The 16,064-nt window shown below is 65.9% G+C and carries 10 protein-coding genes; 6 read left to right on the top strand and 4 right to left on the bottom strand.

Annotation, left to right across the window (positions count from 1 at the left end; all coding sequences use genetic code 11):
- Positions 1 to 2 precede the first annotated feature (2 nt).
- Positions 3 to 1,319, top strand: a complete 1,317-nt coding sequence (locus ABQJ48_RS21920; protein ID WP_367840100.1) for a lipopolysaccharide biosynthesis protein — start codon at positions 3 to 5, stop codon at positions 1,317 to 1,319.
- A gap of 116 nt (positions 1,320 to 1,435) precedes the next feature.
- Here the strand turns inward: ABQJ48_RS21920 and ABQJ48_RS21915 are convergent, their stop codons facing one another.
- The 3 genes from ABQJ48_RS21915 to hemC are packed head-to-tail and all read right to left on the bottom strand — an operon-like array spanning position 1,436 to position 5,690.
- Complete coding sequence (locus ABQJ48_RS21915; protein ID WP_367840099.1) at positions 1,436 to 2,626, bottom strand: heme biosynthesis protein HemY; 1,191 nt, start codon at positions 2,624 to 2,626, stop codon at positions 1,436 to 1,438.
- 2 nt (positions 2,627 to 2,628) lie between these two features.
- Positions 2,629 to 4,647, bottom strand: coding sequence for a fused uroporphyrinogen-III synthase HemD/membrane protein HemX (hemDX, locus tag ABQJ48_RS21910; RefSeq protein WP_367840098.1), 2,019 nt, complete (start codon positions 4,645 to 4,647; stop codon positions 2,629 to 2,631).
- The gene (gene hemC / locus ABQJ48_RS21905) at positions 4,647 to 5,690 is read right to left on the bottom strand and encodes a hydroxymethylbilane synthase (RefSeq protein ID WP_367840097.1); all 1,044 of its coding nucleotides are present in this window, start codon (positions 5,688 to 5,690) and stop codon (positions 4,647 to 4,649) included. The genes hemDX and hemC overlap by 1 nt, the downstream gene beginning before the upstream one ends.
- Before the next feature lie 412 nt (positions 5,691 to 6,102).
- Here hemC and ppc point away from each other — a divergent pair, with 412 nt between their 5' ends.
- A complete protein-coding gene (ppc, locus tag ABQJ48_RS21900) occupies positions 6,103 to 9,300 on the top strand; it encodes a phosphoenolpyruvate carboxylase (protein WP_367840096.1) in 3,198 nt (1,065 codons plus the stop codon).
- A 144-nt stretch (positions 9,301 to 9,444) separates the two neighbouring features.
- Here ppc and ABQJ48_RS21895 read toward each other — a convergent pair whose 3' ends face one another.
- The gene (locus tag ABQJ48_RS21895) at positions 9,445 to 10,197 is read right to left on the bottom strand and encodes a class I SAM-dependent methyltransferase (RefSeq protein WP_367840095.1); all 753 of its coding nucleotides are present in this window, start codon (positions 10,195 to 10,197) and stop codon (positions 9,445 to 9,447) included.
- A 165-nt stretch (positions 10,198 to 10,362) separates the two neighbouring features.
- Between ABQJ48_RS21895 and ABQJ48_RS21890 the strand changes: the two genes are divergently transcribed.
- From ABQJ48_RS21890 to ABQJ48_RS21875, 4 genes are all read left to right on the top strand, one after another.
- Positions 10,363 to 11,175: a helix-turn-helix transcriptional regulator gene (locus tag ABQJ48_RS21890; RefSeq protein ID WP_367840094.1), complete on the top strand. Its 813-nt coding sequence runs from the start codon at positions 10,363 to 10,365 to the stop codon at positions 11,173 to 11,175.
- Positions 11,176 to 11,449: 274 nt separating this feature from the next.
- The gene (gene argH / locus ABQJ48_RS21885; RefSeq protein ID WP_367840093.1) at positions 11,450 to 12,886 is read left to right on the top strand and encodes an argininosuccinate lyase; all 1,437 of its coding nucleotides are present in this window, start codon (positions 11,450 to 11,452) and stop codon (positions 12,884 to 12,886) included.
- A gap of 366 nt (positions 12,887 to 13,252) precedes the next feature.
- Positions 13,253 to 13,738, top strand: a complete 486-nt coding sequence (locus ABQJ48_RS21880) for a TonB family protein (RefSeq protein ID WP_367840092.1) — start codon at positions 13,253 to 13,255, stop codon at positions 13,736 to 13,738.
- A gap of 582 nt (positions 13,739 to 14,320) precedes the next feature.
- Positions 14,321 to 15,628 (top strand): MFS transporter, encoded by a 1,308-nt coding sequence (locus ABQJ48_RS21875; RefSeq protein WP_367840091.1) that lies wholly within the window; start codon positions 14,321 to 14,323, stop codon positions 15,626 to 15,628.
- Positions 15,629 to 16,064 lie beyond the last annotated feature (436 nt).

Genomic DNA, 16,064 nt, shown 5'->3' with positions numbered 1-16,064 from the left:
GAATGGATAGACGAAAGAGCATACGGGCTGTCGCCTTCGTGTACGGCGGCTACGTGATGAGGTACCTGTACCTCATCATCGTGGTGCCGTTTTACGCCAGGGTGCTCGGTGTGGAAGGGTACGGCCGGGTACTGGCGTCGATGTCGCTCATGAGCGTGATATGGATGCTCGTGAACTACGGCTTTAGCGCTGTGGGCATGCGCGACATATCAAAAGCCGAATCGACGACGGAATGTAACGACATTTTCTCGTTGCACGTGAGCGCCCGCATCGCGCATGGCCTCGTGGGCGGAGCTATTGGCGTGGTCGCCACGATGTGTTCGCCTGTCCTGTCGCAAACGCCTTTGATTGGCGTGCTGGCGACGCTGCTGGGCATCGTTTCCGGAATGAACCTCGGGTGGCTGTTTCAGGGCCGTCATCAATTTCGCACCCCCATCGTCATCGAGGTGTTCGGCTTTGCGTTGAGCCTCGTGCTGGTGTTGAGCATCGTAAAAGGCCCCAACGACGCAGTCTGGGTCATTGCGAGCCTTCTGATCTCGGGCATAGCGTCCTCGGCCATTTCATATGGTCTTGCAATCCATCAGCTAGGCTGGCCGCGGCTCCTGTGGACAGGCATCGCTCCGCTCATGCGAAGTTCAACGATGCTGTTCCTCTACTCGTCCGCGTCGATGGTTTTCACCGCATCGTCGACGTATCTTTTGACGTTGTTGTCTACGCCCGATCAGGTCGGCTACTTCGGCGCGGCCGAACGCTTCGCGACGCTCGGTCTCGGGCTCATGGGACCGGCAGCGCAGGTATTCATTCCCACCATAACCCGGCAGCTCGCGCAGGGCGACATGGACGGCGCGCACGAAACGACCCGGCGCAGCGCTGCGTTGCTGATGGGATATGGATTGCTGATTTTCTGCGGCGCTCTCACGCTATCGCCTTTCGTGCTGCCCTTGATTCTGGGCGCTTCGTTCGAACACAGCGCTCACATATTGCAGATTTTCGCGTGGATGTTTCCGTTCGCCGCGTTCAACGAGTTCGTTGCCGGCTACATCTTCTTGCCGCGCAAGAAGGATCGGCTGCTCGCCGCTGTGGGCATCGGCTCGGGCTTGTTCAATGTGGTGGTGGCGCTGATCCTTGCTCCCCGGTACGGCGCCGTTGGACTCGCAGTTGCCCGGGTGATCGGCGAAACGATCATGTCGGTCATGCTGATCGGGCTCGTGATTCGTCTGGAGATGGTGAGCCTGATACCGGGAGGTGAGCGTACCCTGACCATGGTCCGGGCTGCATGCCGTTCCCGATCGCAGCCGGATGTTACGAAGGACGAGTGAATTAGCTTCCCAACGGGGGCATGCAGGGCTATGTGGGAAGCGAACGGCATTGCGCCAGGCAGCGCCGCCCACGTGGCTCACACCGACAACAGCGTCGAAGCCACGCAGCGCGACCCTCACACCACGTTCATGGCCAACGCGCTCTCGCGATAATGCTCGCTCGCCTTCTCCGCGTCGCCCAGTTGCTCGTGCAAACGGGCCAGCGCACGATGCGAGCGAATCCGCAGCGTCTCGTTGTCGGCAAGCTTGAGCGCGCGTTCAAGGAACGATTGCGCTTTGCCCCACAGCTGCTGATGCAGGCACAGGCGGCCCAGCGCGAACAGCAGGTCCGCGTCTTCCGGACGATCCTTCTGCCACGCTTCCGCCTTCTGGATCAGCGGCAGCGCGTCGCCCGCGGCCGTGTCCGGATAGCGGCGCAGCAAGCGCGCGTCCCAGTTGTGCGCGAGCGCTTCCTCGACGATCTTGCGCGCTTCCTGCGGCCGATTCAGCGCGACCAGCAGTTCCGCGGCGAGGTCGGCCAGGCGCGGCGAATGACGCTCGGTCGCCGACAGCGAACTCCACAGTTCCAGCAGCGCATCGGCGTTATGACGCCGGTCGCGCAACAGGTTCTCCGCCGCCAGCTGACGCAGACGCACCGCCACCGCCGGATGAATCGCCTCGCGCTTTTCCAGCGTCTTGACGAGCTTGAGCACTTCCGCCCAGTTCTTCAATTGCTGCTGCGCGCGCAACATGATCTGCTGCGCGTGAATGCGCCGCGCGCCCTGTGCTTGCATTTCGGTGAGCGCGGTGAGCGCCCCGTCGGCGTCGCGGCCGTCGGCGCGCATGTCCGCGGTGGCCATCAGACGCGCGTCCTGCCAGTCGTTTTCGTCGATCTGTGCGAGCCATTCATCGCGCCGCGCATATTCATGCATGCGATGCGCGGCGGTGGCGGCGATCAGGCCGGCCGCGCCCTTGTTGTCGCCGTTCGCAAGCGCATCCCTCGCGGCTTTTTCCGCGCGCGAGAAGCGCCCCGCATACAGATTGCCGATCGCCTCACGCAGTGCGGCGTGCGCCTTGGCGACGCGCGCGCGCGCGCGGTAAGCGGCCACGCGCTGCGGCATGCGCCAGATATTGCGGACGATGCGCAGCAGCGCATATAGCGCGATGAAGAGCACCACCATCGCAACGACGAACAGATTCAACGAGACATCGACGCGGTACGGCGGATAGATCAGCAGCACCTGCCCCGTGTCGAAGCGCCCGACCACCGCCAGCACCACCGCGATGGCGAACAGCAACGCAAGCCAAAAGAGTCCCCGGATCGCCATGATTAACCTCGGCTCCGGTATTGATTGACGGCTTGCAGGCTGGTGTCGAGATTCGGCAGCTCGACCGCGGCCGAACCCGCGGACACCTGCTTGAGCAGATCGATCACGGTCTGGGTCTGCCTGGACGAGTCGTCGAAATAGCGCGTGAGCGCGGACTGCGCTGCGGTGAGGTCGGACTTGAGCGTAGTCTGGTTGCGCGAGAGCAGCGCGATGCGCGCGGACAACAGACGCAGCTTGAGGTTCTGACGCACGAAGTAGCCTTGATCCGGCGTGATCAGCATCGCGTCGGCGTTGTCGATCCGACGCACCTGCACGAGGCTCGTCAACTGCTCGGCGATGCCGGCGGTCATTTGATGCAGCCACACTTCCCAGCGCGGCTTGCCGGTGGCCGCGGCCACCTTCGCCGTGTCCGCCCACGTGGCCGCGTGCGGGGTAGCGTGCGGGACTGGCGCCTCGCCGGCAAGCGGCAGGCTGTCCACATGATCGATCGCGTCGTCGAGCTTGATCGCGAGACCGGTGAGGTCGGTGGAAGGCGCGGCCTTCAGCTTGTCGATGTCCTGCGCGATGGCCTTGCGCACCGCGACCGCCTGCGGGCTGTCCGACGCTGCAAGGCGCGTGTCCGCGCTTTGCAGCGCGAACAGCGCGAGCTGCGTGTTGCCGGTGAGCTGCAACTGCTGGCTCGCCGCCGACAGCATCTGCGCCACTTCGGCGAAGGTCCAGTCATCGCGATTGCGCGCGAGATCCGCGTATTGCTGTTGCAGCGCCTGCTGCGCGGCTTGCGCATCGGCAAGCTTGCCTTCCAGCTGCGCGACCTGCGCATCCGCCTGATGCACGGTGGCCAGCGCCTGCTCGGTCTTGATGCGCAGTTCGTTGGTCTGGGTGTCGTTGGCCTGCTGGCGCTGCACGAGCTGCTGCTGGGTGCGATCCACTTTGCGATTGAGCGCAAACCCGCCGACGCCCGCCGCACAGGCAATGATCAGGACCACCAACCACAGCAGCGGTCCGCTCGCGCCGCCGCGCTTTTGCGCTTCGTACGGCGTAAAGGGGGGATTCGGCGGCAACACGGTGGCCGCGGCCGGCTGGGGTGAAGCGTTCGTGGATGCGTTCGTTTCTGTCATGCGTGGTTTAGCCGGTGAATGAGCCGGGTTGGACGGTACCGGTTGGTCTACGGTCGGGATGGCGGCAAGCAGCGCGCGGACTATGCGCTCGTCGCCCGCGCCGGACACCGTAATCCTATCAAAACCCAATGCCCGCGCAGTCTGCGCGATTCTCGGGTGCGGTGCGACAAGCTGCGCGTGCTTGAGCTGCACGATTTCGTCGGCGGTCAGATGCTCCTGTGCGAGCTCGTGCAGATTACGCACGCCTTCGGAACTGGTCAGCAGCCACGCGTGGGGCAGGCCGGCGAGCAACGCGTGCACGCGCGCCCAGCCGCCGATCGACGGCTCGGGCACGATGCGCCGATAGGCGGCGAGCACTTCCACTTCGGCGCCGACTTCGCGCAGACGCTCGGCGAGCCATTCGCGGCCGCCGTCGCCGCGCACGATCAGCACGCGCTTGCCCTCGAGACTCGCCGCGCCGAGCGACGCGTCGATCGCCGCGAACAAGCTTTCGGAGTCGAAGCTTGCGGCCTCGCGGTCGGTGCCGGACGTCGGGCTGATCACGCGATGCGCCGGCGCCGCGACGCCGTGGCGCGCCAGCGCCTGCACGCTGCCGGGCCCCACCACGCCGATCGGCAACGCATGCGGCCAGATGCCGTCGTGGCGCGCGAATGCGTGGTCGACCGCGTTCGGCGAGACGAACACGACCAGCGCGTAGCGTTCGAGCGCAGCGAGCGCCGCGCGCAACGGCGCGTCGTCGGCAACGGGCGCGATGTCGATCAGCGGGAACTCGAGTGGGGCGATGCCGGCGGTTTGAAGTTGCCGGATCAGTTCGCTCGACTGACCGGCCGGTCGCGTAATCACCACGGTGAACGCCGCTTTGGCGGCGGAGGAAGCGGCGTTGCCTCGGATATCGGCCGCCATCAGTCGCCGGTCGCCGCGCTGTCTGCCGCGCTGTCTGCCGCGCTGTCTGCCGCGTTATCTGTGTGCGGTGCCGCGGCGCGACCGCTCGCGGTGCTGAGCGCGCGCACGATCTCGAGCGCGCCTTGCTGTTCCAGCGCGCTCGCCACTTGCCGGCCGAGCGCGAGCGCGCGTTCGACGGTGGGCGCGGGCGCGCACGCTTGCGCGCTCAGCACGCGCTGACCGTCGGGTGTGGCGACGATGCCGCGCAGATGCAGCGCGCCATCACGCCAGTTCGCGTAAGCGGCGAGCGGCACTTCGCAACTGCCGCCGAGCGCGCGCGACACCATGCGCTCCGCTTCGACGGCGGCGGCCGTAGCTTCGTGATGCAGCGGCGCAAGCCAGGCGGCAAGGTCCGCGCGCTCGGCGCGGATCTCGATGCCCAGCGCGCCTTGCCCGGCGGCGGGCAAGCTGTCTTCCGGATCGAGCAGCGCGCGAATGCGCTCGCCCAGACCCAAACGCTTGAGACCAGCGGCGGCGAGAATGATGGCCGCGTAATCGCCGCGATCGAGTTTCGACAGACGCGTGTCCAGATTGCCGCGCAACGGCCGCACGTCGAGATGCGGATAACGCATGCGCAGCATCGCTTCGCGGCGCAGGCTCGAGGTGCCCACTACTGCCCCGGCCGGCAACCCGGCGAGCGAGTCGTACTGGTTGGACACCAGCGCGTCGCGCGGATCTTCGCGCTCCATCACGGTGGCAAGCGCAAAGCCGGCGGGCAATTCCATCGGCACGTCTTTGAGCGAGTGCACCGCGAGGTCGGCGCGGCCATCGGCCAGCGCGGCTTCGAGTTCTTTTACGAAGAGGCCCTTGCCGCCCACCTTCGATAACGTACGATCGAGAATTTGATCACCGCGGGTCGTCATTCCGAGGATTTTCACGTCACAAGATGGATATAATTTGTGCAGCGCACATCGCACATGCTCCGCTTGCCACATGGCCAGGCGGCTTTCTCGCGACGCGATCACAAGCGTGTGGGGTGGGGCGGAGTACGTCTCGGAGTTCATTAGCTTGCTGATCGACTGACGGGATGGAATAACGATGAATGTTAGCACGCGCCCCTGGGTCCCAAGCCGCAGCGGAGCGCCGTGCCGGCGCGGTATCGATGGAGGAGACATGCTTTGCGCAACCCGCGCACAACCCGCGCGCGCCCCGTCCCGCCTGTTCATGCACGGTCGTTCGCGCACCGCGCGTCGGCTTGCGCGATGATGCAGTGCGGCGCACCGTGCGTCGCGTGCATGCGCAGGGTCGCGTCGCCGCGCGTCCGGTTCGCAAGCGTCGCGCGGGCACGCGGTCATATCTCCAGCGTAACGCCAGCGGTCGAGATCGTTTCGTACAGTTCATGTTGCAGTTCATAGTGCAGTTCCGCAGTAGCAGTTCATCACTTAACAGACCCTGGCTTGCCCGAGGAAACCCATCGTGACGTCTTCCGGATCGGCGCGCCCTGCCCGCCGCAACACTGCATCGCCCAACGCTCGCGCGGCCCATGCCGCTACGCCCTCGGCTACCATCGCCGACGCTCCTGCCGACGCCAACACCGGCATAGCAGCCCAGGCCGCATCGACAGCAGGCAAACGCGCCGGCAAAACGGCGCTGGCCGCCAAGGCCCCCAAAGCCGCGAAGACCTCCGCGCCCGTCAAGGCGGAGCAAACAGCAAAGACCCCAAAGGCCGATAAGCAGGCCAAGGCCGGCTCCGCGAAGATCGAGGTGATGGCGACCGGCGCTGCCGCGACGCAGGCGGTCACGGCGCTCAATGTGCAGGCTGGAGTAGACGATGCGCCCATGCCCGCGGCCAAGACCAATGGCCGCACGCGCGAGGACAAGGACCATCCGCTCTTCCTGGACATCCGCTACCTCGGCCGCCTGCTCGGCGACGTCCTGCGCGAGCAGGAAGGCGACGCGGTATTCGACGTCGTCGAGACAATCCGTCAGAGCGCCGTGCGCTTTCGCCGCGAAGACGACGACGCGGCCGCGCAGACGCTCGACAAGAAGCTGCGCTCGCTGAGCCCGCAGCAGACCGTCAGCGTGGTGCGCGCGTTCAGCTACTTCTCCCACCTGGCGAATATCGCCGAAGACCGGCACCGCAACCGCCGTCACCGGATCCACGCGCTGGCCGGCTCGACTTCGCAACCGGGCACCATCGCGCATGCACTGGAGCGGCTCGTCGAAGCTGGCGCGGCGGCCACGCCGACGTTGCAGCAGTTCTTCAACGACGCGCTGATCGTGCCGGTGCTGACCGCGCACCCGACCGAAGTGCAGCGCAAAAGCATTCTCGACGCACAGCATGACATCGCGCGGCTACTCGCCGAGCGCGACCAGCAACTGACCAACCGCGAACGCGCGCATAACGAAACGATGCTGCGCGCCCGCGTCACGTCGCTGTGGCAAACGCGGATGCTGCGCGACTCGCGTCTGTCCGTGGCCGATGAAATCGAAAACGCGTTGTCGTACTACCGCACCACCTTCCTCGAAGAGATCCCGGCGCTCTACGCCGATATCGAAGAGGCGCTGAAGGAGCACGGTCTCGAAGCGCGGCTGCCGGCCTTCTTCCAGATGGGCAGCTGGATCGGCGGCGACCGCGACGGCAATCCGAACGTCACCGCCGAGACGCTCGAAAACGCGATTACGCGCCAGGCCGCGGTGATCTTCGAACACTACCTGGAGCAGGTGCACAAGCTCGGCGCCGAGTTGTCGGTATCCAATCTGCTGGCCGGCGCCAGCGACGCGCTCAAGGAACTCGCGGCCGCCTCGCCCGACCAGTCGCCGCATCGCACCGACGAGCCTTACCGGCGCGCGCTGATCGGCATGTACACGCGGCTCGCCGCGAGCGCGCGCGTGCGTCTGGGCGAAGGCAGCGTACCGCTGCGCAGCGCGGGCCGCGGCGCGGCGCCGGTGCGCGCGAAGCCCTACGACGACGCGTCTGAATTCGTGCGCGACCTGCACGTGCTGATCGATTCGCTCGCCGAGCATCACGGCGCGCCGCTCGCGGCACCGCGTCTGTCGCCGCTTGCGCGGGCCGCCGAAGTGTTCGGCTTCCATCTGGCGAGCATCGATCTGCGCCAAAGCTCGGACATCCACGAAGCGGTGGTCGCCGAACTGCTCAAACGCGCGGGCGTCGAGCAGGACTACGCGGCGCTTTCCGAGGCGGAGAAGCTCGAGGTGCTGCTCGCGGAACTGTCGCAGCCGCGCATGTTGCGTCTGCCGTACGCCGAGTACTCCGAGCTTGTCAAGAGCGAACTCGGCGTGCTCGAAGAGGCGCGGGTCACGCGCGAGCAGTTCGGCGCGCGCGCGGTGCGCAACTACATCATTTCGCACACCGAGACCGTCAGCGATCTGGTCGAAGTGATGCTGCTGCAGAAGGAAACCGGCCTGTTGCGCGGGTGCCTGGGCGATGCCGACGACCCGGCCCGCGCGAGCCTGATGGTGATCCCGCTGTTCGAGACGATCCCGGACTTGCGCAACGCGTCGAACATCATGCGCGATCTGATCGCGCTGCCGGGCGTCGATACGCTGATCGAACATCAGGGCAACGAGCAGGAAGTGATGCTCGGCTACTCGGACAGCAACAAGGACGGCGGCTTCCTCACGTCCAACTGGGAGCTGTATCGCGCCGAACTCGCGCTCGTGTCGCTGTTCAACGAACACGGCGTGACGCTGCGGCTCTTTCATGGCCGCGGGGGCACGGTCGGCCGCGGCGGCGGCCCGACCTATCAGGCGATTCTGTCGCAGCCGCCGGGCACCGTCGAAGGCCAGATCCGTTTGACCGAGCAAGGCGAAGTGATCGCCAGCAAGTTCGGCAATCCGGACATTGGCCGGCGCAATCTCGAGACGGTGGTGGCCGCGACGCTCGAAGCGTCGCTGCTGCCCCACGGCAATGCGCCCGATCAACTGCCGGTGTTCGAAGAGACCATGCAACAGTTGTCCGACGCGGCGATGGCCTCGTATCGGGCATTGGTCTACGAAACGCCGGGCTTCAAGGAGTACTTCTTCGAGTCGACGCCAATCTCGGAGATCGCCGAACTCAACATCGGCAGCCGCCCGGCCTCGCGCAAAATGCAGGACCCGAAGCAGCGCAAGATCGAAGATCTACGCGCGATTCCGTGGGGCTTTTCGTGGGGCCAATGCCGTTTGCTGCTGACCGGCTGGTATGGGTTCGGCAGTGCGGTGGCCGCGCATCTCGACAGCGCGCCGAGCGGCGCCGAACGCGCGCGCCGTCTCGCGCTGCTCAAGAAAATGCACAAGACCTGGCCGTTCTTCGCGAACCTGCTGTCGAACATGGACATGGTGCTGGCCAAGACCGATCTCGCGGTCGCCTCGCGCTACGCCGCGCTGGTGACGGACAAGAAGCTGCGCAAGCACGTGTTCGAGCGGATCGTCGCGGAGTGGGAGCGCACCTCGAAGGTGTTGTCGGAAATCACCGGCAAGAGCGAACGGCTCGCGGAGAATCCGCTGCTCGCGCGCTCGATCAAGAACCGCTTCCCGTATCTCGATCCGTTGAATCACCTGCAGGTGGAACTGCTCAAGCGTCATCGCGCGGGAGACAGCAACGCGCGCGTGCGGCGCGGGATTCATTTGAGCATCAACGGGATTGCGGCGGGGCTGCGCAATACAGGTTGAGTGATGGGCTAAGTGCGCGGGCTGCGGCGTGAAACGGCGCGCTTCATCGCGCGCCGCGCGAAGTCGAGCTCAGAGTGACAGCCAACGCGAGTGGATGCGGCGGGATGTCGGTTTCGGCATCCCGCCGTTGCATTTGCGGGGTGCTCAGTGCGCGTCGATCATCAGCGCATCGAGCTTGAACGAGCCGTCTTCCTGCACGTAGAAATATTGCCGCACTTCGTCCGGCGCTTCGTCCCACAGCGAGCGGATCGCGACCACGCGCGGCTCGGGTGTGCGCATGCGCGCGATCCACGAACTGAACTCGATGTCGATGCGCCAGCGTTCCCGAATCGACGCTTTGAAGCCCGCCGCGGCGAACAACGCGACCCATTCGTCGGCGCGGTAGTCGCGGATGTGCGAGCCATCGCGCAACAACTCGACCGCCTGGATATGCGTGTCGAGCAACGGATGGTCGCTCCCCGCGATGTCCACGAACAACACGTTGCCACCCGGCTTCAGCACGCGCCGCACCTGCGCCAGCGCGAGCGGCACGTCGTGCCAGTGGTGCGCGCTCATCCGGCTGATCACCCAGTCGAACGAATGGTCGGCGAACGGCAGCGTTTCAGCCGCACCCTGCTGCGTGCGGATGTTGGCGAGGCCGCGCTCGCGCGCGGCGCCGTCGACCGTCGCAAGCATTGGCGCTGCGATGTCGTAGGCGAGCACCTCTTTGGCATGCGGCGCAACCGCGAAACTCCCGTGGCCCGCCCCGCAGCCCAGATCGAGCACCGTCGCGTCCGGCGTGGCCGCAACCGACTCCGCCAGCATCCGCAGATCGGCGCCGGTTGCGTGGGTCGGACTCGTCAAATACGCGGCGGCGGTCGAGCCGAAGGCGTCGGCGACCTGATCGTGATGCTTCATGGGAAGGCTCCGGTTGTGGGTTAGGAGGTAGCGCTGCAACGTTTGTGACGTGCCGGCCGCTACTGCCGCTACAATAGGGCGCGCCGTGTACCAGTACAAGTTAAGCAATTATTCTGGTATCGCTATTACTACCCCAAATCACCACCAGCCTGCCGCCCGCTCAGCATGACCACGCCGTCTTCCGCCGATAACCCGCCGCCGCTCGACGCCACCCCCGCCCGCGCGCTCGGCGATTTCATCCGCGCTCACCGCGAACGGCTCGCGCCGCAAGCGGTCGGCTTGCCGCCGGGGCCGCGCCGCCGCACGCCCGGCTTGCGGCGCGAGGAAGTCGCGCAGCTGTGCGGCGTGAGCCCGACCTGGTACACGTGGATCGAGCAGGGCCGGCCAGTCTCCGCGTCCGCCGACGCGCTGGCGCGCATCGCGGTCGCGCTGCAGCTCTCGCGCGCCGAGCGCGCCTATCTGTTCGAGCTGGCCGCGCAGCGCGACCCGGCCGAACCGGACCCGGCCGCGGCCGACGCGCCCGCCACGCTGCTGGCAACCGTGCAACTCGTGAGCGCGCCGGCCTACGTGCTCGACCGGCAGTGGAATGCGCTGGCGTGGAACGAGTGCGCGGCCGATCTGTTCGTCGGCTGGCTGGACGGCGCGCACGACCGCAACCTGCTGCGCTACACGTTCACCGAAGCGGCGGCGCGCGCGCTGATCGTCGACTGGGAAACGCGGGCGCGGCGCCTCGCCGCGGAATTTCGCGCCGACTCGATCCGCCATCTGAGCGATGCGCCGACCCGCGCGCTGATCGATTCGCTGATGGCCGCGAGCGACGCGTTTGCGCGCTTCTGGGCTTCGCAGGACGTCGGCGGCCGTGAGGGCGGCCGGCGGGAGTTCAATCATCCGCGCGACGGCCGCGTCGTCTACGATCAGATCACCTTCAAGCCCGCGCATCGCGAGGACCTGAAGCTGGTCGTGCTGGTGCGCGAATAGCATACGGGCCGGCGGCGCTCGTATCCTGCCGCGCGGGTCGAACTGTCAGGGCGCGTGGCCGTGCGCCTCGCACACACACAGCGTCCCTTCGTTCTCATGCACGCCAACCGCCGTACGCCTTTCGCCTCCAGGACGCCTCACGAGCGGCATCTTGAGCGGATGCCGCCAGTGTTAAAATCTCTGTCTTTGTTAGCTTCTGCGGCATCTTTGCACTGCATGTGACTTGCATTCGCGCCGTCAGCCTCTTCACCGCTTGTTCAACTGCCCCAACACCATGACGTCCCAACTGCACAAAAAAGGCGAAGCCTGGTCGGCTCGCTTCTCGGAGCCGATGTCGGAGCTCGTCAAACGCTATACGTCGTCGGTTTTCTTCGACAAGCGCCTGGCGCTCGTGGATATCGAAGGGTCGCTCGCGCACGCGTCGATGCTGGCCGCGCAGAAGATCATCGCTGCCGACGACCTCGCCGCGATCCAACGCGGCATGGCGCAGATCAAGGGTGAAATCGAGCGCGGCGAGTTCGAGTGGCAACTCGATCTGGAGGACGTTCACCTGAACATCGAAGCGCGCCTGACCGCGCTGATCGGCGACGCCGGCAAGCGCCTGCACACCGGCCGCTCGCGCAACGACCAGGTCGCGACCGACATTCGCTTGTGGCTGCGCGGCGAGATCGACCGGATCGGCGGCCTGCTGACGGAGCTACGCACCGCGCTGCTGGACATGGCGGAGAAGAACGCCTCGACCATCATGCCGGGCTTTACGCATCTGCAAGTCGCGCAGCCGGTCACGTTCGGCCATCACCTGCTCGCCTACGTCGAAATGTTTTCGCGCGACTCCGAGCGCATGGTCGATTGCCGCAAGCGCGTGAACCGTCTGCCGCTGGGCGCGGCGGCACTCGCCGGCACCAGCTATCCGATCGACCGGCTGGCGGTCGCGCAGACGCTCGGCTTCGAAGGCATCTGCGCGAACTCGCTCGATGCGGTGTCCGACCGTGATTTCGCGATTGAATTCACGGCCGCTGCCGCGCTCGTGATGACGCACGTTTCGCGCTTCTCCGAAGAACTCGTGCTGTGGATGAGCCCGCGCGTCGGCTTCATCGATCTGGCCGACCGCTTCTGCACCGGTTCGTCGATCATGCCGCAGAAGAAGAACCCGGACGTGCCCGAACTCGCGCGCGGCAAGACCGGTCGCGTGAACGGCCACCTGATCGCGCTGCTCACGCTGATGAAGGGCCAGCCGCTCGCATACAACAAGGACAACCAGGAAGACAAGGAACCGCTGTTCGACACGGTCGACACGGTGGCGGATACGCTGCGCATCTTTGCTGAGATGGTGGCCGGCATTTCGGTCAAGCCGCAGGCGATGCGCGAAGCCGCGCTGCAAGGCTTCTCGACGGCCACCGATCTGGCCGACTACCTCGTCAAGCGCGGGCTGCCGTTTCGCGACGCGCACGAAGCGGTCGCGCTGGCCGTGCGCATCTGCTCGGATCGCGGCTGCGATCTGGCGGACCTGACGCTCGAAGAAATGCGCAACGAGCTCCCGAACGTCGCCCATCTGATCGGCGACGACGTGTTCTCGTATCTGACGCTCGAAGGCTCGGTGGCGAGCCGCAATCATGCGGGCGGCACGGCGCCGCAGCAGGTGCTCGCGGCGGTGAAGGCGGCTCGTGCGAACCTCGCAGCAAGCGGAGTTCACGCGCAGCAAAAGCAGTAGAAGCAGCAGCACGCGGCGCGGCTCATGGTGAGCGCCGCTCACCGTGCGTTGCAAAAGCTGCAGGAAGGCGGACTCGTCAGCGGGTCCGCCTTTTTTTTATTGAGGATTATCGGCGAGCAGACGGCGCATCCACATGCCTCCCGGAAGAGGCCATACGAGTACAGGCCTGTTCATGCCGGCGACCTACCCGCGGCCTAGGTTTGCGGCCATTGTTGCAGCCGCTCGCCCGAGTGCAGTCGGGGCGAACGCCAATTGCATCGCGGCGTTTTTTGACTACCATCAAGTTAAGCTCTCCCCTGGTTGTCGCCCCCGATGCTCACCCGTACGCGCCACCTTCGTCGTCCCATCGGACGCTTCGCTGCGCGCATGGCCGCAGCGTCGTCGTGCACGCCTCGCGCGCTGCTGAGCGCCGCATTGGCCGTCGCGCTCAGCGCTTGCACGATCACACTGCCGCCGCATGGGCCGGTCGTCAGCCCGCCGGCGGCCGCCGTCAACAGCGCGACGCTCGACCAGTATCGCGAGGCGGTCGCAAAGCGCATCGTCGAACGCAATCCGTCGTATGTGTTGCGCGGCACACCGCAGGCCATGCTGCGCTCACTCGTGGTGGTGTCGTTCACGGTGGATCGCAATGGGCATGTAGTGCAGTCGTCGGTGTATCGCACCAACGGCGACGACGAGGCCGAAAGCACCGCGCTCGCCACGCTGCACCGCGCGGCGCCGCTGCCGCTGCCGCCTGGCAAACTGCTCAATGGCCGTGGCCAGCTCGAATTGTTCGAAGACTGGCTGTTTAACGACGACGGCAAATTCCAGTTGCGCGAACTCGCGTCACCGCAAGCGCAGACGATCGACTGAGGGCGTCTCGCCTGCTGGGGATAACTGCACAGCGACCGCAATCGAGGGCCTCGTCACGAACTCACCGGCCACCGCCATCGTTACGCCGTTGCTGCCTCGCCGTTGCTGCCGGGTAGACCCGCGCGCGCCCCTCTCGCTATAATTTTCCGGTTCCGTTGCCGGAGGCTTCGGGCATGGCTCCCGCCGCCCGTCTACCCGTCGGCACGGCGCGACGCCGATTGCAGCGCCATCGCGCCATCCGCGAGCGCCGCCCTTCGATGCGCGATACAAGCGATGCGCCGCGCCCAACGGCTCACGCTGGAACGGCCAGCGCGGCGCACGACTGCGGCCACCCTCGTGATCCACATGCGTCATGCAACCCGCCGGGCGATTCGCCCGGCAATTCGCGTTCGGCAATCCGCCGGCATGGCCGCGTTCGCACGCGAACCCCGCCGGCTCCGTTGTAAGCTCTCACACCGCCGCGCTGTGCGTGGATTCATCGGCCGCCTATGGCGCGCAGCGGAAATGTAAACAAGAATGCTGCCTTGGCGTGCGTCATCGACTTGCAACGCACGGCGGCCCTACCACACATGGAGACCCTGCATGTCCACATCGCCGATTTCCTCGGCTCAGCGCCATAAGAGCGGGCAAAACAGCAGCGCGCGGATCATCTTCGCGAGCTTCATCGGCACCGCGATCGAGTTCTACGATTTTTACGTCTATGCGACCGCTGCGGCGCTCGTCATCGGACCGGTGTTTTTCCCGCATAGCTCGGCGACGGCTCAGGCCTTGTCGGCGTTCGTCACGTTCGGCATCGCGTTCGTCGCGCGGCCGATCGGCTCGTTCCTGTTCGGCCACTTCGGCGACCGGATCGGCCGCAAATCGACGCTCGTCGCGTCGCTGCTGGTGATGGGGCTGTCGACCACACTGATCGGCTTCGTGCCGGGCTATGACTCCATCGGCAGCCTCGCGCCGATCCTGCTGTGCGTGCTGCGCTTCGGCCAGGGCATCGGCCTGGGCGGCGAATGGGGCGGCGCGGCACTGCTGGCCACCGAAAACGCGCCGGCCGGCAAGCGCGGCTGGTTCGGCATGTTCCCGCAACTCGGGCCGTCGATCGGGTTTCTCGCGTCCAACGGGCTGTTCTTCGCGCTGGCGCTGTCGTTGAGCGACGAGCAGTTCCGCAGCTGGGGCTGGCGCGTGCCGTTCATCGTCAGCGCTGTGCTGGTCGTGCTGGGGTTGTACGTGCGTTTGAAAATCGCCGAAACGCCGGCGTTCCAGGCCGCGATCGAGCGCAAGGAACGCGTCAAGGTGCCGATCGCCACACTGTTCTCGCAACACTGGCTGCCCACCCTGCTCGGCGCGCTCGCGATGGTGGTCTGCTACACGCTGTTCTACAACGCAACCACGTTCTCGCTGTCATACGGCGTGTCCGTGCTGCACATTCCGCGGCAGACGTTCCTCGGCCTGCTGTGCATCGCGGTGGTGTTCATGGCGCTCGCCACGCCGCTGTCGGCACGCGCGAGTGACCGCTTCGGGCGCAAGCCGGTGCTGGTCGTCGGCATCATCGCTGCGATCCTGTCGGGCTTCACGATGGCGCCGCTGCTCGGCAGCGGAGAAACGCCGCTGGTGCTGCTGTTCCTCGTGGTCCAGCTGTTTTTGATGGGCGTGACGTTCGCACCGATGGGCGCGCTGCTGCCGGAGCTGTTCCCGACCAACGTGCGCTATACCGGCGCGGGCGTGTCGTATAACCTCGGCGGGATTCTCGGCGCATCGGTGGCGCCGTATATCGCCCAGGTGCTCGCCGCGCATGGCGGGCTGCCGTGGGTCGGCGCGTATGTGTCGGTGGCTGCGGCGGTGAGCCTGATCGGCGTGCTGAGCATGCGCGAAACGCGTGACGCGCGCTTGATGTGACGAACGGGAGGGCCGGCGGCGCGATGATGTCGCGAACAGGCGGCGGGTTGAACGCGCGCGGCGATCGGTGAGGTTGGGCTTACGTCGAGAGCTGACGTTCAGCGGCGAGGTTGAACTCTGGCGTTAAGCCCTGAGGCTAGCCCGACGTTGCAATATCGAGGTCGAACTTCGAGGTTGAGCGTTGCCCTGACCGATGCTGAACGTCGTCGCATGCTTGCGCCGCCCTGCCCCGGCGCCACCGTTTATGTGCCGTGGCTGCTTCAGCGGGAAACCGCTCTACATACTGCGAAATCAGCATGCCTACGTTCATCCCCTAGTGTCCTGAGTTAAAAATTCATTGAACGATGCCCGTCACGTACTAAAGTGTTCTGTGTAGCACTTGATAACGCGGAGGCAACGATGAGTGGACGGCCCAAAGGGGAACTCGTGCTGAGCG

It is taken from the genome of Paraburkholderia suaedae, assembly GCF_040812055.1.
GTDB lineage: Bacteria > Pseudomonadota > Gammaproteobacteria > Burkholderiales > Burkholderiaceae > Paraburkholderia.
This window is presented reverse-complemented; position numbering and strand designations above follow the sequence as displayed.